The sequence below is a fragment of the Leptospira dzoumogneensis genome (assembly GCF_004770895.1).
GTDB lineage: Bacteria > Spirochaetota > Leptospiria > Leptospirales > Leptospiraceae > Leptospira_B > Leptospira_B dzoumogneensis.
Window position 1 is genome coordinate 12611 of the sequence record NZ_RQHS01000023.1, and the last position, 17398, is coordinate 30008.

15 protein-coding genes are annotated in these 17398 nt (G+C 40.9%); 6 read left to right on the forward strand and 9 right to left on the reverse strand.

The features are described 5' to 3' along the window. Positions 1-85 precede the first annotated feature (85 nt). The 3 genes from EHR06_RS17830 to EHR06_RS17840 form a co-directional block, all read right to left on the reverse strand. Positions 86-979, reverse strand: coding sequence for a DUF4349 domain-containing protein (locus EHR06_RS17830; RefSeq protein WP_135758256.1), 894 nt, complete (start codon positions 977-979; stop codon positions 86-88). Positions 980-1116: 137 nt separating this feature from the next. Beyond that, positions 1117-2532, reverse strand: coding sequence for a jacalin-like lectin (locus EHR06_RS17835; RefSeq protein ID WP_135758257.1), 1416 nt, complete (start codon positions 2530-2532; stop codon positions 1117-1119). A 91-nt stretch (positions 2533-2623) separates the two neighbouring features. Then, positions 2624-3529: an aldo/keto reductase gene (locus tag EHR06_RS17840; protein ID WP_135758258.1), complete on the reverse strand. Its 906-nt coding sequence runs from the start codon at positions 3527-3529 to the stop codon at positions 2624-2626. 344 nt (positions 3530-3873) lie between these two features. On the opposite strand from EHR06_RS17840, the gene EHR06_RS17845 reads away from it, so the two are divergent. Both EHR06_RS17845 and EHR06_RS17850 read left to right on the forward strand, forming a co-directional pair. Then, positions 3874-5001 carry a TauD/TfdA family dioxygenase gene (locus EHR06_RS17845; RefSeq protein ID WP_135758259.1) on the forward strand — a complete coding sequence of 376 codons (1128 nt, stop codon included), beginning with the start codon at positions 3874-3876 and terminating at the stop codon, positions 4999-5001. Positions 5002-5066: 65 nt separating this feature from the next. Further along, positions 5067-5966, forward strand: a complete 900-nt coding sequence (locus tag EHR06_RS17850; RefSeq protein ID WP_135758260.1) for a bile acid:sodium symporter family protein — start codon at positions 5067-5069, stop codon at positions 5964-5966. An 8-nt stretch (positions 5967-5974) separates the two neighbouring features. Here the strand turns inward: EHR06_RS17850 and ygiD are convergent, their stop codons facing one another. Together ygiD and trhO are read right to left on the reverse strand one after the other, a co-directional pair. Continuing rightward, complete coding sequence (gene ygiD, locus EHR06_RS17855; protein WP_135758261.1) at positions 5975-6742, reverse strand: 4,5-DOPA-extradiol-dioxygenase; 768 nt, start codon at positions 6740-6742, stop codon at positions 5975-5977. 87 nt (positions 6743-6829) lie between these two features. Continuing rightward, positions 6830-7879, reverse strand: coding sequence for an oxygen-dependent tRNA uridine(34) hydroxylase TrhO (trhO, locus tag EHR06_RS17860; protein WP_135758262.1), 1050 nt, complete (start codon positions 7877-7879; stop codon positions 6830-6832). Positions 7880-8014: 135 nt separating this feature from the next. On the opposite strand from trhO, the gene EHR06_RS17865 reads away from it, so the two are divergent. The 3 genes from EHR06_RS17865 (at position 8015) to EHR06_RS17875 (ending at position 11961) form a co-directional block, all read left to right on the forward strand. Next, complete coding sequence (locus EHR06_RS17865; RefSeq protein WP_135758263.1) at positions 8015-8773, forward strand: DNA alkylation repair protein; 759 nt, start codon at positions 8015-8017, stop codon at positions 8771-8773. A 181-nt stretch (positions 8774-8954) separates the two neighbouring features. Then, a complete protein-coding gene (locus EHR06_RS17870) occupies positions 8955-10496 on the forward strand; it encodes a DEAD/DEAH box helicase (protein ID WP_135758264.1) in 1542 nt (513 codons plus the stop codon). A gap of 112 nt (positions 10497-10608) precedes the next feature. Then, positions 10609-11961 (forward strand): DNA recombination protein RmuC, encoded by a 1353-nt coding sequence (locus EHR06_RS17875; protein ID WP_135758265.1) that lies wholly within the window; start codon positions 10609-10611, stop codon positions 11959-11961. Between the two features lie 9 nt (positions 11962-11970). Here EHR06_RS17875 and EHR06_RS17880 read toward each other — a convergent pair whose 3' ends face one another. Continuing rightward, positions 11971-14052 carry an adenylate/guanylate cyclase domain-containing protein gene (locus tag EHR06_RS17880; RefSeq protein WP_135758266.1) on the reverse strand — a complete coding sequence of 694 codons (2082 nt, stop codon included), beginning with the start codon at positions 14050-14052 and terminating at the stop codon, positions 11971-11973. Positions 14053-14156: 104 nt separating this feature from the next. Here EHR06_RS17880 and EHR06_RS17885 point away from each other — a divergent pair, with 104 nt between their 5' ends. Further along, a complete protein-coding gene (locus EHR06_RS17885; protein ID WP_135758267.1) occupies positions 14157-15125 on the forward strand; it encodes an LIC12353 family lipoprotein in 969 nt (322 codons plus the stop codon). 33 nt (positions 15126-15158) lie between these two features. Here the strand turns inward: EHR06_RS17885 and EHR06_RS17890 are convergent, their stop codons facing one another. The 3 genes from EHR06_RS17890 to EHR06_RS17900 all read right to left on the reverse strand — a co-directional run bounded on the left by EHR06_RS17890 (position 15159) and on the right by EHR06_RS17900 (position 17159). After that, positions 15159-15635: a MarR family winged helix-turn-helix transcriptional regulator gene (locus EHR06_RS17890; protein ID WP_208757824.1), complete on the reverse strand. Its 477-nt coding sequence runs from the start codon at positions 15633-15635 to the stop codon at positions 15159-15161. A gap of 11 nt (positions 15636-15646) precedes the next feature. Beyond that, complete coding sequence (locus tag EHR06_RS17895; protein WP_135758269.1) at positions 15647-16078, reverse strand: SRPBCC family protein; 432 nt, start codon at positions 16076-16078, stop codon at positions 15647-15649. A 160-nt stretch (positions 16079-16238) separates the two neighbouring features. Continuing rightward, a complete protein-coding gene (locus EHR06_RS17900) occupies positions 16239-17159 on the reverse strand; it encodes an esterase/lipase family protein (protein ID WP_135758270.1) in 921 nt (306 codons plus the stop codon). Positions 17160-17398 lie beyond the last annotated feature (239 nt).

The window sequence follows — 17398 nt, forward strand, 5'->3', positions numbered from 1 at the left end:
ATTAAGGCATTTTTCTGGAATGATACCCGGGCCGCAGGACTTTTGATCTCTGCGACCCTTTGGTTATACTTTATATTTTCTTAATTTATTTGAACCATTTATTTCTGGCAAACTTGAACAGATAAAAAATCCCCGCCGCGATCAATGCTAAAGGAATAATATAGATCAAAGAAAGTATCAGTTTTAATCCAAGGCTTGCCAAATCGATAAATGCGTCCCCGAAACTAGGAACTTCTACCGCTTTCGGTTTTTTAGGACCGTACATATGAATGCTGATCTTGGCCCAATTAACTCTATCCAGTATTTTCCATTTTTCGAATTCAGCCGAGTCGGCGGAATCTTCCGATTGTCCTAATAATTCTTCGATCTCAGCCGCGTTTTTAGGAGTGGATCTGGCGCCAAGTTCCGTTCTTCTTGCGATCCTGATCTTCTCCCTTTTGGCATGGATCTGTTCTAATGTATAATTTTCGGTATGATCTTCTACTTGTATATTCTCGGAAGTGAGTGTGCCTAACTTCTCCAATTCCATCAAGACCTGATATAGATCGGACGACTTCACATGAATGACTGCAGTCATGCTTGGTTCGGTATCTCCTCCCCAATTCTGAAGGCTTTCGCTCTGCACGAATCCATACTTGCCTGAAAGTTCTAATAAAAATTTTCGAGCGGCGATAAAATCTTTGGTCTCGAAATTTAGATCTACCTTATATTCTAAAAGGCGCCCTATCTTTAGGTTCCCGATCTTTGGAGTGGCAAAGGTCTTGATCTGGTCCTCTGGCGCTTCTTCCCTTTCACCCGCCTTGCCGGTAAGTTTTTTCTCGGCCTCTTGCATAGGCTGCTCATCCGCAGAAGAAGGCATTGGAGCCGCTGCGGATCTGGAGCGTAGATCGGAAACATCTTCCGATTGTTTTTTGGAATTTTCGGCCTTACAGACGAAAAGAAAAGATACGATTAAGATTGAAGTTAGAAAGCGAAACATTCATTTCTCCTAGAAATCTTATACGTCCCGCATCGAACCTCGGACATATTTAAGAAACTTTCTATTAGAAACAAATGGATCGCTTTTTATTCCTTCGATTTTTATCGAATGTTCGTCCTAAATACTTTCCAAATTATTTATAGAACTGGAGCAAAGATCAGGCCCAGTTTATCAATTTCATCCCCACTTCTTCCATGAAATCCTACGATTCCCCAGCCATTAGGCGCAGAATATGTAGTGCAGGTAGAAGTAGTAGATCCTCCTGTTAAGTATCTCGCAAGGTTCGTGCGAAATTGTGCATAAAAAATCCGAGTATGACCGTTTTTTACGCCGCTGCAAAGTTTTACTTGGTCTAAATATTCTGTCGCTCCGAGACTCAAAGTTTGCAGACTTCCTCCTGTTCCTCCGTGGCTTAATACGGTTCCATTCTTTAATTGTAAAGAAACTGCATCTACCCTAGATCCCGATCTTAAACTTATTTTAGACGCAGATGGAGAAGAAGGAATGGAATCCACATCGTTGAACGCAGTACCATGCGGCCCGCCGAATGTATCACTATACACCAGATTTTTCAGTAGAAAATAATTGAATGTGGAAGAAACGGCATAATGGTCCGATAGAGGAACTCCTGTCACTGGATGAACGAATCTTGCGTCTTCTATCAAATAAGAACTAGGAGATAAGGAAATATAGGAATTCCCACGGTAGAATATTTTATCCACCACCTCGCAGCCTGGGCTTGTTCTATGACCTTCGCAGTCCGTCAAGGCATCCGCTCCTTGTGTAGGATAAGATCCTCCTCGGATCAACTGGATCCAAACATCTGTAAATCCATGATTGATAAATTCCCTGATATTATCTCCGGATCTGGTATATCTTGTATTCGTATCTCCCATCACAATGACAGCGTTCCCGGCGGAATTGGATTCTATAAAATTCAGGATTTGTAATACATTGGATCTCCTCGCGGCAAGATCCGCTTCTTCCGTACTTGCATTCGTATGTAAGTTATAAACGTCCAGAAATACTCCGGGTGCTACCGTATGCCTTGCCAAAGTAAATCCTTTAGGAGTTAAACAATCCGTTCCGTTACAAGAATTCCAATCCACTCTTTCGAAATCGGAAAAAGGAAAGTAGGAGAGAGTATTCAAACCGTCTCCGATCCCCATACCGCCGCTTGTCGCGGATCGATAAGGATGTACATCGTTTGCATACAAACTTGCATGGTAATTAAAATCTTCCTGGACTTGGACCAGATCGAACGGTGTCATCAAAGGTCCCATATAAGGAGTGTTCTCACTCGGGTGAGAACTGGAAAAAGGTTCCAATAACCCTGCCACATTATAACTGAGTAAAGAAAATGTTCCCGTCCTGTTCACGGTATCTATAACCGCAAGGTCCGAATAGTTTGTTCCGATTTTCGTCTGGTCCGCCTTCTGGATGAGCCCCAGTAAACTTTCCGTGTTTATGACCTTCTCCCCGTTACAATTGAATAGGAACCATAAGATCCCTGCCAAAAGAGGAAGCCTCTTTCTGCTTTGTTCGATTTTCATTTTGGATTCTCCGTTTTTGATATCGAACGGGCAGTATAAATATAAGTATTATATTCTAATTAGAAATTTCTTATATGGTCATTTTTTTATATTAAGGAACTCTTTTACCTGTTCCTGCTTCTAAAATTCGGAACCATTCCTCTCTTTCCAACAGAACTTGAAATGATTTAGCCGCAGATCTGATACGATCCGGTTCGTTCGTCCCTAAAACTGGGACCAATTGTGCAGGATGAAAGAGATACCAGGAAAATAGAACAGCATCTATAGTTGTGCCATTCTTCTTTGCTAACTCTTCTAATGTTTTATATAAAACAGTTTCTTGTTCCGTTTTAGGCTGAAAGACCCGACCACCGGCAGTCGGAGACCAGATCATAGGCTTAATACGTAACTCCTGGGCCTGATCAAATACTCCATTCGTTAAAGGATCCGGATAAAATGGATGGAACTCTACTTGGTTCGTGACCAAAGAAAAGTCCAATCTGGACTGTAAAAGTGAAAATTGAGAAGGTGTAAAATTAGAAACGCCGAAATGTAGAACTTTACCGCTTTCTTTCAAAGATCTGAAAGATTTAGCGATCTCGTCCGCATCCATAAGAGGATCAGGCCTATGGATCAAAAATAGGTCAATCTTATCTACATTCAGTTTTTTTAATGAATTTTCCGCCGAACTGGTCAGATATTCGGAGGATGTATCATAATGTTTTACTGAAATCCCGAGGCGATTCGGCCCAGGGAGCTGGATCCCGGCCTTGGTGACTATTTTGATCTTCTCTTTTAAACCAGGCTTAGATCTTAAAGCTGCTCCGAATTTTTCTTCGTTCCCGTATTCTCCGTATAGATCCGCATGATCGAAAGTATCTATCCCGGATTCCAGACAAACTTCTATCTTTTCTAAAATTCGACCAGTATTTGATCCTTTTGGATCCGTATGTAATCTCCAACAGCCGTAGACTAATCTGGAAAAACTCGGGCCTTCTTTAGATAATAAAATTTTCATTTTCTTTCTCCGTTAGTCAAAGGATACCCGGAAAGTATGAACGCCCTGATCCCCATATTTATATATCTATGAATAGATCGGATCCAGCATTCTTCCCAAGTTCGTCTTGCCGTTTGACTCCTTAGGATCTTCCGAACGAATTACAATAGAACTCATGGTATACGTATTTTAGAAGAAGCCACTGAATCAAGACGGATTTGTAGGAATTCCTACAAGAGTGGAAACTGGATCCAACTAAAAACGGTAAGCGTCATTAAACCGACCTCTAATTCAGAAGATGAAAAGACTTGCCTTTCCCTTCTACGGTTTTATAAAAGTTTTCATTCTCTAACGGGAGAGCCTCTATGAAAACAAATACAATTTCCCGATCTGGCAAATCCGCAATTAAGAAATTACCTGCTAACAAAACTAAGCCGAAAGGTATAGGCCGGGTAGAAAGATCTTTTTTCCCAGGAAAAGAACTCCCAAGAATTTACGGTCCTGGGGACACGAACGCTTTGGAGTCCGGATTTTTACCTGCATGGATCTCTAAAAATAAAAAATCCGTCGAAGCGGATCTGTTAGAGTACGGCGCTGTATTATTTAGAGGTTTTCAAATTTCATCCGCCCAAGAATTCGAAGACATTGCTCTCAGCTTGGACAAAAACTTGAAAACCGACTATTTGGGAACTTCTCCCAGAAATAAAGTTACTCAGTTTGTACATACCGCTAGTGAACTTCCTCCTCATTATCCGATCATGCAGCATGCCGAAATGAGCTTTTTGGACAAACCTCCCCGTAAATTGATGTTCTTCTGTGCAGTCGCGCCCAATTCACATGGAGAAACTCCGATCGCGGATCTTCGAAAAATATACGAAGACCTGGATCCTGATCTTCTGAAAAAGTTTGAAACTAAGGGAGTGAAATATATCCGCAAATACGACGGACCGAATGCTTCCCGTTATAATCTTTGGAAAACAAAACGCTGGGACGAAATGTTCTCTACCAAAGAAAAAAAGCAGGTAGAAAAGATCGCAGCACAACAAAGATTCCAAGTAGAATGGCTGCCGGAAGACGGATTAAAACTCACAAACAAGCAGGTTGCCGTTCGTAAACATCCAATCGCCAAAACAAAGGCATGGCATAATCACAGCCAAGTATTCCACCAAGACGCAGCCAGATTGGAATATGCAAAAATTCTAAAACAACAAGGAACCCTCCGAAGCCTGATCTTAGCGGGAGTATTGTATGTACTTACATTCTTAAAGAAGAAGTTAGTGGAACCTAAGGACCAGGACACAAATGTGATCTTCGGAGACGATTCGGAGATCAGCGTTTCAGAGATAGACAAGGTCAGCCAGACATTCTGGAAACATCTGTCCATATTCTCCTGGCAAAAAGGGGACGTTCTTTTGATAGACAATTATTCTGTTTCCCACGGAAGATTACCATTCTCCGGCCCAAGGGAAATTTTAGTCACCTGGACGGACTAAAATATAGTTTAAAAAAATCTAAAATATTAAACGGCAGCGGATCACTCTTCCGCTGAAGGAAATACATGCAAGATTACGATTTAGTCAGATTGAATTTCAGTCCAGGAGGACTCTTTGTCCTGAATATCTGCCTTGGACTTATCATGTACGGGGTTTCTTTAGAATTAACGATCGCCGATTTTACGAATTTAAGAAAACAACCTAAAGCAGCAATCGTAGGCCTATTCTCCCAATTGGTATTATTGCCCGCGATCACAGTAGGATTACTTTATATTCTAAAACCTCATCCTGGTTTGGCTCTTGGAATGATCTTAGTGGCAGCCTGCCCTGGCGGGAATATGTCCAATTTTATCAGTCTTCTTGCAAAAGGAAATGTCCCACTTTCCATTTCATTGACCGCGACCACAACGGTCCTTGCTTGGTTCTTTACTCCGTTTAACTTTTTCTTTTGGGGAAAATTATACTCTCCTGCCGCAGACAGATTAAAAGAGATCAGCTTAAATCCTGTAGATGTGTTTCTTTCTATTTTTCTAATATTGGTCTTACCTTTGATTTTGGGAGCTCTTACGAATCGTTTTCTTCCTAAAGTTGCTTCTTCTTTAAAAAAGCCTATGAGGATAGGATCCACAGTCCTACTCGGAATTTTTATACTGATAGCTTTCGTAGGGAACTGGAAGTCCTTCGTAGAGTTCGGACCGATTTTGTTTTGGCTGGTACTTCTTCATAACGGCTCCGCTTTAACTGTAGGATATTTTGCATCTTGGATCGCAGGTCTTGCTCATAAAGAAAGAAAAACAATCTCTTTGGAAACGGGACTCCAGAACTCGGGCCTCGGTCTTATCCTAATTTTTACATTCTTCCAAGGAATAGGATCCATGGCACTCATCGCAGCTTGGTGGGGAGTATGGCATTTGATCAGCGGACTCCTTTTAGCTGCGATCTGGGGAAGAGAGAAAACAAGTTAAAAAAGATCTTAATTGATCTTCATACTAGTCAGAGATACAGAACTTTGGATGATATCGTTGTAAAAACGGATCTCTTCCTTCTCCTCAGCCAATGCCAAAGCATATAACATAGGAAAATAATGTTCAGGCGTAGGAATAGCGATCTGCACTGCTGTTCCTAATTTTTGGTAATTCGAAAGACTCTTCCAATCCCTTTTTTGGATCAGATCTTTGAATGTTTCATTCGCATCCAATGCCCAGTCATGCGGTTTATCTTGGTTTTTCCAATCATACAAACGTAAGTTATGAACCAGGTCACCACTTCCCAAGACAAGCACACCTTGTTCTCGGAGCTTAGACAAAGACTTTGCAAATTCGTAATGCCATTCTCCGGACTTGGTTGCGTCCAAACTCAATTGAACTACCGGAATATTTGCCTTTGGATACATATTCCTAAGAACACTCCAAGTTCCATGATCCAATCCCCAAGAATCGTCTTGGATTACCTGTGCATCTTTTGATCTGGAAAGTTCTTCTGCAAGTTTTGGATCTCCGGGTGCAGGATATTGCACATCGAACAACTCCTGAGGAAATCCGTAAAAATCATGGATAGTAGGAGGGAGTTGGTTCGAGGTTACGTAAGTTCCTCTGGTAAACCAATGAGCTGAAATACTCAGGATCGCCTTAGGTTCCGGAAAATCTTTCGTGGACTCCGCCCATGTGTCGGCTAACGGATTCGGTCCGAGAGCGTTCATTGGACTTCCATGGCCTACAAAAAATACCGGTAGTTTCTGCATAATTTCCTTCTTACCTGTTAGACTTCTTGTAATTAAAATGATTACAAGATATTTCCATTTTTCTCAGGAAAATGAAAAGGATCTGGATTATTTTCCTTTGTAAAGTTCGAAAACCTTAGGTCTGATCTTGGATTTGGAAAAATGTTGGTTGGAAGCCGCTTTACCTTTTCTTAATTTTTTCTGTTCTTCCACAGGTAATGCTGCGATCTTTTGGCATTCTACCGAGCAGCAATTATCGAATTTTTCCGCGCATGATAAACATTGGATAAATAGAATATGACAGGCAGGGTTTGCACAATTTATATGCCTTGCGGATTTTTGATCGCATTGGTGGCATTCACTTAGGATCTCGCTTCCTACGGTTTCCTGGAGTCTCGCGTCGAACACGAAGTTTTTCCCTCTAAACTTGGAATCCAGTCCCTTCTCCTTAATTTCAGAAGCGTAAGAGATAATTCCTCCATGTAACTGATACACATTTTGGAATCCATGATGCTTCAAATAAGCGGACGCCTTCTCGCACCGGATCCCACCGGTGCAATACATTACGATTTCCTTATCCTTCTTATCCTGCAGAAGATCTATGATCAAAGGTAATTCTTCCCTAAACGTATCCGCCTGAGGAAGTAACGCTCCTTCGAAATGACCTATCTCCGATTCATAATGGTTTCGAACATCCACTACGATAGTATCCGAAGATTCTAATTTTTTATTAAATTCTTCCGCGTTTAAATGAGTCCCCACATTGGTGACATCGAAAGTATTATCCGCAAGACCGTCCGCTACGATCTTGTTACGGACCCGAATGTCCAATTTTAAGAATGAATAGGAATTTTGTTCCACTGCGATCTTGAATGGAACATCTTTGAATTCCTTTCTCGCATCTATAGAATCCCTGAATTTTTGAAAATTGAATTCAGGCACAGATAATTGAGCATTGATCCCTTCTCTTGCGATATAGATCCTTCCGAGTACACCCAAGGATTCCCATTCTCTGTATAGTTCGTTGCGGAGAACGTTCGGATTCTCTAAAATTACATATCTATAAAAGGAAATAGTAGTACGCCCAAAATCCTCCGCCTCTATCTTCTTTTTGAGAATATCCTTACTATAAATATTATGAAGAGGTTTATGTTTCATGAGAACGGAATATTCCTAAAAATTAGGATTTGTTGGACCTCCTAACTGGCAAGCCCAAAAACCTAAATTTAGAACATGACATTTGTCCTTCTATAATGCTTGCCCTTCCCTTCTGCCAAAAATAGATTTTGTCCCATGCCCAAATCCAAAACAGCCGCTCAAAAGAAATTATTAGGAGGAGAAGATTCCAAGGCGGAAGACGTGATCCAAGAAACCCGAAAACTCGCCGACCCCAAAGCGGTGGAAATACTCTCTCGATTTTTCAAAACAGGAAAGGGGCAATACGGAGAAGGTGATCTATTCCTAGGAATAAAGGTCCCACCTCTACGAAAAATTTCCAAATCATACAAGGGCCTTCCGTTATCCGAACTACAAAAGATCGTAAAATCCAAGTATCACGAGGAAAGACTTTTAGGATTTTTTATATTATGTGAGAAGTTCCAAAAAACTCAGGAAGAAGGTAGGAAGGAACTTCATCTGTTCTATTTAAAAAACTTAAAATACGTGAACAATTGGGACATCGTGGATCTAAGTTCCAGAGAATTGATCGGAGATTATCTTTTAAATAAGAAAAGGGACATCTTATACAAGCTAGTTAAATCCAATAATATGTGGGAAAGAAGGGTTTCCATCATCTCCACCTATGCTTTTATTCGCAAAGGAGACTTTAAAGATACCTTAAAGATCTCGGAACTATTATTAAAAGATACAGAAGATCTAATCCATAAGGCAGTCGGTTGGATGCTAAGAGAAGTCGGTAATAGAAGTCTCAAACCGGAGACCGACTTTTTGGATAAACATGCTCATAAGATGCCCAGGACCATGCTTAGATATGCGATTGAAAAGTTTCCGACCAAGTTAAAGTCGAAATATATGAAGGCAGGTAAGGAATAAAAGACCTTTAATGCTATGCCGCATAAGTGGCTTTGAATTCATGGAAGAAACGATACCTGAGCCTAAATCTTTCCTTTATGTTTAAATAGGACCATTCTATAAAGATCCAAGCTCTTAGCCAGACAGGCACAATCGTGGGGATACCGTGAAAACTTACACGGGAATATCCTAGGAGCAATCTTTGAAACCCAAAAAAACATTCCATGAACTCGGACTATCCGAGGACGTCTTAAACGCAGTATCCGATCTTGGATTTACGGAACCTTCTTCCATTCAATCCGAAGCGATCCCTCTTATTCTTTCCGGAAAAGACGTAATCGGTCATTCCCGTACTGGAACAGGTAAAACAGCGGCATTTGCAATTCCAAGTTTAGAAATATTGGAAGAAGGAGAACAGTCTCCCCAAGTATTAGTACTCTGCCCTACCAGAGAATTGGTGGTCCAAGTTGCGGAAGAGTATAGAAAATTAGGAAAATATAAAGAAGATTTTCAAGTAGCTGCAATCTATGGTGGAGACGATATCACCAAACAATTCAAGGCATTAAAAAGAAAACCGCAAGTGATCGTAGGAACCCCGGGAAGGACCATGGATCATATGGACCGCAAGACCCTGGATCTGAGAGAGATCAAAATGGTGATCCTGGACGAAGCTGACGAAATGTTGGACATGGGATTTTTAGAGGACATGGAGATCATCCTTGCAAAAGTTCCGGAAGAAAGACAAACCATTCTATTCTCGGCAACTCTTTCCGCAAAGGTGATGGGGATCACTAAAAAGTTCCAAAATTCCCCTAAGATCGTAGACGTCACAGGCGGAAAAGCGGACAGGCCTAAGATCAAACAGATCTACTTCGAAATGAGAGAAGGCCTCAAGTCAGAGGCATTGATACGTCTTTTAGAATACCATACTCCAAAGGCTTCATTAGTATTTTGTAATACAAAAGTCAGAGTGGACGAACTTGTGGAATTCCTGAAATCCAAAGGAGTATTCTCCGAGGGACTACATGGAGATCTTTCCCAAAACCAAAGGAATAAGGTAATGTCCGGGTTCCGTTCGGGATTGGTAAGCGTTCTTGTAGCAACGGACGTAGCAGGAAGAGGGATCGACGTAAGCGATGTAGAAGCGGTAGTCAATTACGATATTCCAAGAGATTCTGAAGACTATGTTCACCGTATTGGCAGAACGGGAAGGGCCGGAAGAAAAGGACTCGCACTCAGTTTTGTTTCCAATAAAGAATTCAGAACATTACGCAAGATCAAAGAAGACCATGAATTCGAGATGGAACTAGGAAAAGTTCCCGATATTGCAGAACTCACTGAAAAGAAATTTTTAGAATATTCTCATATAGTAAAAGAAGTTTCGGAAGAAGGAGACGTTTCCGAGTATTCCAAACTTGTAAAAAAACTTACTTCTGAAGGAATTCCTGCAGAACGTCTAGCGGCCGCACTGTTCAAATTGGCTCTCGCGGAAAAGTCCGAAAAATTCGACTCTGATGTACGTTTCGACCAAGACCAAAGAAGTTTCCGAGAAAAAGAAGGTTCTTCCCGCAATGATCGAGACAGACGTTTTGGTGGAAAATCAAATCAGAAAGGAAAACGGGATCACAAAGATAAAAACCGAAACTCCAATCGATTCCATCGCGGTGGAGCTAGCAGCGGCGGCGGTAAAAAAGGGTCAGGCTCCGGTTCCGGCGGCCCTTCTCGCAAAAAAGGAAAACGCTAATTTTCTAAATTTTCACAAAGGACCCTAGATTTGTCCGGGGTCCCCATAAAATGGAAATTCTATCCTGGAAATAGGTATCCTGAATTGTACCGAATTCCAAAAAGGAGTCAAAATGGAATTTGCAATCGTATTACTCACCGGTCTTCTCATAGGTTTTGGTCTGGCATTCTTCTTAGCCAAAGCTCTTTATTCCAAAGAGTCTGGGATCAATCCGAGTGAGCATGAAAAGTTAAAATTAGAAAGAGCGGGACTTCTCACCTCCGAACAAAGATCCAAGGAAAGGATCCTTCAGTTAGAAAAAGAGTTCAAAGAGAATTCCGAAAAAACGGAAAAAGCGATCGGCTATTACCAAGCCATGAAAAAGGAATCCGATCTTTTGAAAGAAAGACTGGAGAACCAGAAAAAAGAATTCGAAGAACTCATGTCCAAGCTGGACGAAAAATTCAAACATGCGGCCAATCAGGCACTATTAGACAATTCCCAAAAATTCAACCAGCAAACCCACGAAAAGATGAATGATCTTCTTCGTCCTTTTAAGGAAGAAATAGAAAAATTCGGAGTTAAAGTAGAACTTTCCCATAAAGAGCATAAGGATGATACCGCAAACTTAAAGGCTCAGATCAATAATCTATTAGAAATGAATAAAACACTTTCTGAAGACGCCAAAAGTCTGGCCTCCGCGCTGAAAGGTAACTCTAAAACCCAAGGGGACTGGGGAGAAGGTATCTTAGAAAATATCCTTCAAAATAGCGGTCTAGTCAAAGGAAGAGAATATACCGCTCAGGAATCCGTACAAACGGAAGATGGAAGATTAAGACCGGATATAGTAGTCAAACTTCCTTCCGGAAAATCGATCGTAATAGACTCAAAAGTTTCCTTAACTGCTTATGTGGAATATGCTTCCGCAGAATCTGAAGATATCAAAAAGGCAGCGCTGCAAAGACATCTTAAAAGTTTATACGAACATGTCTCCGGATTATATAAGAAAAATTACCAGTCTCTGTACGGGATAGAATCTCTGGACTTCGTGTTGATGTTCCTTCCGGTGGAACCTTCTTATTATGAAGCTGTTCGTACGGATCCGAAATTTTTAGAAGATGCTTATGCTAAAAATATTCTGATCGTAACTCCTTCTACCTTAATGGTCTCCTTAAAGATGGTGGCAAATCTTTGGAGAAAAGAAAAACAAAACAAGAACTCGGAACAGATCGCGGAAGAATCCGGTAAGATGTACGATAAGATCGTAGAGATCGTAACAGCATTAGAAGTTCTAGGAAAATCAATCGATAAGTCCAAAGACAATTATGATGCAGTGCTCGGAAAATTAAAGTCCGGAAGAGGAAATCTATTAGGGAGAGCGGAGAATATTCGTAAACTTGGGGCCAAAGTCCGTAAGTCATTGGATTCCGCTTCCGAAGATCCTCAAGACGATGCAGAAGAGACCTTATTCTTAAATGGAGAATGATCTAAAAATTTAAGCTAGATCCGGACCGGGCTGCACTTTTACAGTCGAAGAATAAATTTGTTCCGTGCAACGTTTTAAGTATAAGTTCGCGGCCCTGTCTCCGGAGTAAACTCTCAAAGCCTCTCTGAAAGATTCTCCTGAATCCAAATATTTTCCGTAATAAAACAGCTCCACTCCCCTTTCAAAATTACTTTTGGATCTTAGGAATGCTTCTTTTTCTGTTTTGCTTAAATGATCTCCCAGTTCATAGATCGCTCTATGTGCTTCTTTTCCTCTAAACTTAAGTTTATCCAATTTACGAAGTAAAAAGTTTTCCGGGGATTTTAGTTTAGAATAAGTATCTTCGCTGATCAATATACTAGAACCGTAATATTTATTCAAAGCTTCCAATTTAGAAGCGAGATGGACTGCATCGGAGATCACTGTACTTTCCATACGATCTCCCGAACCGACCAGACCCATCATCAAAGAACCTGTGTGTATCCCTATCCCGACTCCGATCGCACGATTTCCTTGGGCCATTCTTCTCTGGTTATAATCCAAAATGCGATTCTGCATGGAGATGGCTGCATTTACCGCGTCGTCTGAACTTTCCGGAAATAGGGCCATGATCGCATCTCCGAAATACTTATCCACAAAACCATGATTGGAATGGATCAGAGGTTCCATCTCTGAGATATAAGAATTTAATAATTCAAAACTTTCCTTGGAATCCAGACTCTCCGAAATTTCCGTAAAAGATCTGATATCCGCAAATAGGATGGTCATCTCTTTTTTGATCTGATCCCCCGGCCTCATATCCTCCAGCTTTCCTTTTCCTAAAAATTCCAAAAAAGAAATAGGAACAAATCTACTGTAAGTCTCGTTCAAGCGCTGCAGACGATCCGAAAGTTTTTCCTTTTCTCTGTATAGGTCCCTATATCTGGAAGATAGAATGAATGTCTGAGTGAGAATCGCCACAAACAGTCCGATCGGGATAATAAATCTAGCGAATATGATCTGTCTTGCCGCAAGCATATCGAAAATCCCTGCAATAATCAAAGCAAAGATCGCAAATCCGATAGGAAGAGAATATTGTTCTCTATGAACGATCGCCCTAAAAAGTACTACGATCGCAAATACCACACCGCCTAAAAAGACAAATTGAAAATAAGGAACAGGCCTGGAAGGAATAGGAAAAGGAAATAATGTACTTAAAGAAAATGTAAATGAGATCAGATAAAATAATAACATCCATATTCGAGGAAAATAGGCAGGAAAGGAATGCCTGAGAAAATGAAGCCCTAAGGGTAAGGCGGCATACATGGTCAGATATTCCAAATTCATGGAAAGAGGATAATCCGCCCAAGGGAAATAGAATTGGATCAGTTTTTCCTCAGTCACGAATAAACGTAAAAATAAACAAAAACAGAATAATGCAAATACCAGAGGAGTACGATCCTGCCTTCTCAGAAAGAAAAGACCGAGATGGTAAATTGTGGACATGAAAAAAAGTCCGGAGAGAAAAAGGTCCCAGTCCCGAAGTATTAGAGTTTCTTTATAAAGAGCCCTCGCGTCACCGAAACGGATATCAAACCAAAGCCCGGTCAACCTATGATGAAAATTAGAAATTTTGAAACTAATATCCACTTCCTTTGTGGACTCGTCCCATTCATAATACACCGGCCTATTGTCGGGAGAGCTGGTTTCAAAAGAAGTTCCCGGTTCTCCTGAACTTCCCGCAGAAACACCGTTGATCAAAATTTCAAAAGCAGTCGCCTGGTGTTTGGAATAGATCGCTAAACGTCCATGCTTTTCCGGAAGAAGTATTTTTAATTTAAGAAGCGCATAACCGGAACCGGGCCAAACTCCGGGGATCTTACGAAATTCCGGAGACTTTTCCGAATTAGGATCCGCCTGAAATGTATTCGGGAAAAAAGCCCAATCTCCCTGCAGATTGAATGTAGGGTTGGATCTATAATCCCAATGGGTTAAATCTAAGATCCCTTTTTGAGCAACCGGTGCATCCGAAGATGAGCAAGAGACTAAGAAGATACAGAAAATTATAGAAAGTAAATATTGAAATCGGAAAGCTGTCGGCTCAGGACCCATCGTTTTTATCGCTCATTGATCTATGAAAACGACAACTTTGTCAAGATAATATGAATTTCCTTTTTTTTCTTTACCCTTTTCAGTAGAAAACTAACGTAATTCAAATGTTTCGAAACCGTTTCAAAATAAATGTAATTCTCTTAACCCTGTTTGGTATTCTCATAAACTGCGGAGACGGTTTAAGAGGAAAGCCGACTCCTGCGATCCCGGAACTGGCAGGATTTTATGTGAATGAAAGATCCAAAGAATGGTTCGAAAACGGAAAGATCAAAATACAAACTCTTTGGATCCGGCGTACCGCAAAAGGAGAGATGGAATTCAGTCATCAAATATTGATCAGACTCCAATTCAGTCTGAGCGAAAACAGAGAAGAGTTAAAAGTTAAATCCGGAAAATTACTAACTAGCGATAGAGAACTTTTATTTTTCGAAACAAATGGCAAAGAGTTCCATCGTAACTATCACGGACAAAATACGAAAGATCCTAAAAGCTGGGCAATCCGTTCCTTCGGACCATTTATGAAGGTAAAAGATTTTAATAAATTAATAGGAGAAGGAACCGGAAGATCCGCTGAACTTGCTCAAGACAAAAACTCGATCGTATTTTCTAACGGAGACGTTTATAGAAGGATAGGAAATCCACTCTTAGGCAGGATCTCCATCAATCTAGGAAAATTCAAAAAGACCATCGATAACGAAGCGGCAGGGGTAATATTATTTCCTTTAGATGCGGAAGCATTCCCGCAAACGGAAGGAAAACAAAACTTCTTCGCGCTATTTTCCACTACGGATAATGTAGCCGCAGGAACTCCAATCAAGATCTCTGAATTCCCAGGCCAGGTACAAGAAGTTTTCGAACATGTAGCCGTGGTAGAATTGAATAAAATGAGGCCCGGGATCGCTGCTCCTAGTATCCAAAACTTCTCTTCCGTAATTTTAGACGGAGTTGTGGATACTAAAACATTCTCTCAAAAAGAGAGCACTGACGAATTGATCAGAAGATTAAAACAAGACCCGAATGTTTCTAAAGAGGAATTGATCCGGGAATTGGAAAAACTTAAGAGCAAAGAGTAAAGCCGCTTTTTTCCTTAAACCCGGCCTTGAAAATTATGATACTTTTCCGGATGATTTCCGGGAAAGTATTTGTAGTCCTCCAACGATATCCTTTCTTTTTCCACCCAGGATGGAAAAAAAATCCTCATCAAAATCTTCCACAACTTTGACAGCTTGTTTTAATACCTTCTGACCTTCCGGAGTGGTCTTCACTAATTTTGCGCGGGTATCGGTCTCATGAGAGATACGTTTCACTAACTTTTTGGATTCAAGAGTTCTAAGTACGGTAGAAGTAGTCATAGGATCCGTTTTAGCCCGGTCCGCAATTTTGATCTGAGTAGTCTCTTCCTCATGGAGTTCCAACCAATGTGTAACCGCTAAAAGAACAAACTGAGCATGGGTAAGATCCAATGGTTCTAAAACTTTTCGGATCTCCCTTTGCCAAAGATTCGTGACCTGCCATAACAAAAATCCAGGACTATCGTCGGATTTATCGTATCTGAATATTTTGTCCTTAGACACTTCTACCATCCTTTTAGAATTTAAGACTTGGAGATCTCCTCTCTGACTAATTCGGAGAATCTGCGGATCTCTTCTTCCATTCCTTTTGCCTGCTCTTCTCCCAAAATCTTTTTCCAAAGAAAACCCAAAGGCCCGGAAATACTCAGCTCCACCTTGATATCCGTTCCTTCTTGGTTTGGCTTAAAGAAATGTATAAATTTCATTTTGGCTCCAGGAAGGCTAGTCACATCTCCGAATACGAATGGTTTCTCGGATTCAGTGATCAGAACCTTGCATGCGAATCCTCCCCTTGGTTTCAGGACGAATTCCTTACCTACGGAAACTTCTCCTTCTATTTTGGTCCACTCTATATCGGAATCCCATTTGGACCAATTGGAAACATCCGATCTTGCTTCCCAAAGTGATTTAGCATCTATTCCTTTTACCGTTGTATTATACTCATACTTCCACATCCTATTCCTCCATATAATAAGCGAACTTACCATCTGGATCCTTATATAATAAGCGCACATATTATGCAAGCAATATAATAAGCATACTTACTATATTAGGGATAAAAAAAACGCCTCCAAACGGAGGCGCATCCTATTTTACGAGATCGAAATCGGCTTCTTATTGATTACTTTTTGCGTTGGAAGCCATTTTTAGGTAATAACCGTTAGTATCATACCAAGTTTGTCCCAGGTATAATGCGTTGGTTGCTTCTAAGTGATCCACTCCAGTGGTAAGAACTCCGTAAGAAGGACCACCTTTCCAGGTTCCCCATCTTTGAGAATCGTCCGGAACCACACCGTCATTCCATATACTTTGTCCGTAGAAAGGAGCTCCGATGGAACAAATAGGCGCAAGAAGTCCCATAGCAGGGTGTTGGATAAGATCATTACCGATCATATAAGATCCGTAAGAGAAATACTTAACTCCGGAAGCATTCGGAACGCTTGCGTTAAAAGCAGTAGCTCCGCTTACAGTAAGAAGTTTTAACGCAGCAACTGCGTTTTGGCTGGATTGTCCGTAAACAACTCCTACCAAAGTATTTACAACGGTTCCTACATAAGGAAGTGCCCAATTCGGGATTACAGCTTCTATCACGCTTGCAACAGGGCTTCCCTTGTGAGGAGTGTTGATTGTGGTGAGAGTTGCTACTTTACTTGCAAAACTAAGATTCGAAACAAGATAACGAGCGTCCAATCCACCTTGAGAATGTCCAAGGATATGGACTTTTCCGGTGTAGTTATTTGCTGCCATCGCAGTTTGGATTGCCGTTTTTAACTGAGCTGCTCTTGCTGCAGAAGAGTTTGTAGCAGTTACAGTAGGAGTAAGAACAGTGGCTCCTTGGGATTGAAGATAAGCTGCGTTTCCGCCCCAATAATCAACAATACCAGTAGATTTACCCCAACCGAAAATACCATGAGTCAATACGATTGGATAAGCTCCAGCTAGAGGCTTACTTGAAGAACCTCCACCAGACGCGCTCACTGCTCCCGCTGCTAGGAATAGAACCCCAGCTACCATTAACTTTGCTCTTTTTAACATTCTCCTTAACCCTCTTCTTTTAAACTATTCTCTCTACGGATCTCACTCCCCTGGGCTTTGCCTCTTTAGGAAGGAGTTCTTTTTATATATAACAAACAGTTGAATTAATTTTTTAATTTCGAACGTTTGCTATTTGAACTTTTGTCCAGCTTTTCCTGAACTCAAGTTCACAAAGGGAAATATAGAACAGTGTTAAATTGTCAATTGAGAAAATAAGAGAATTATAAGTGTAGATGAAA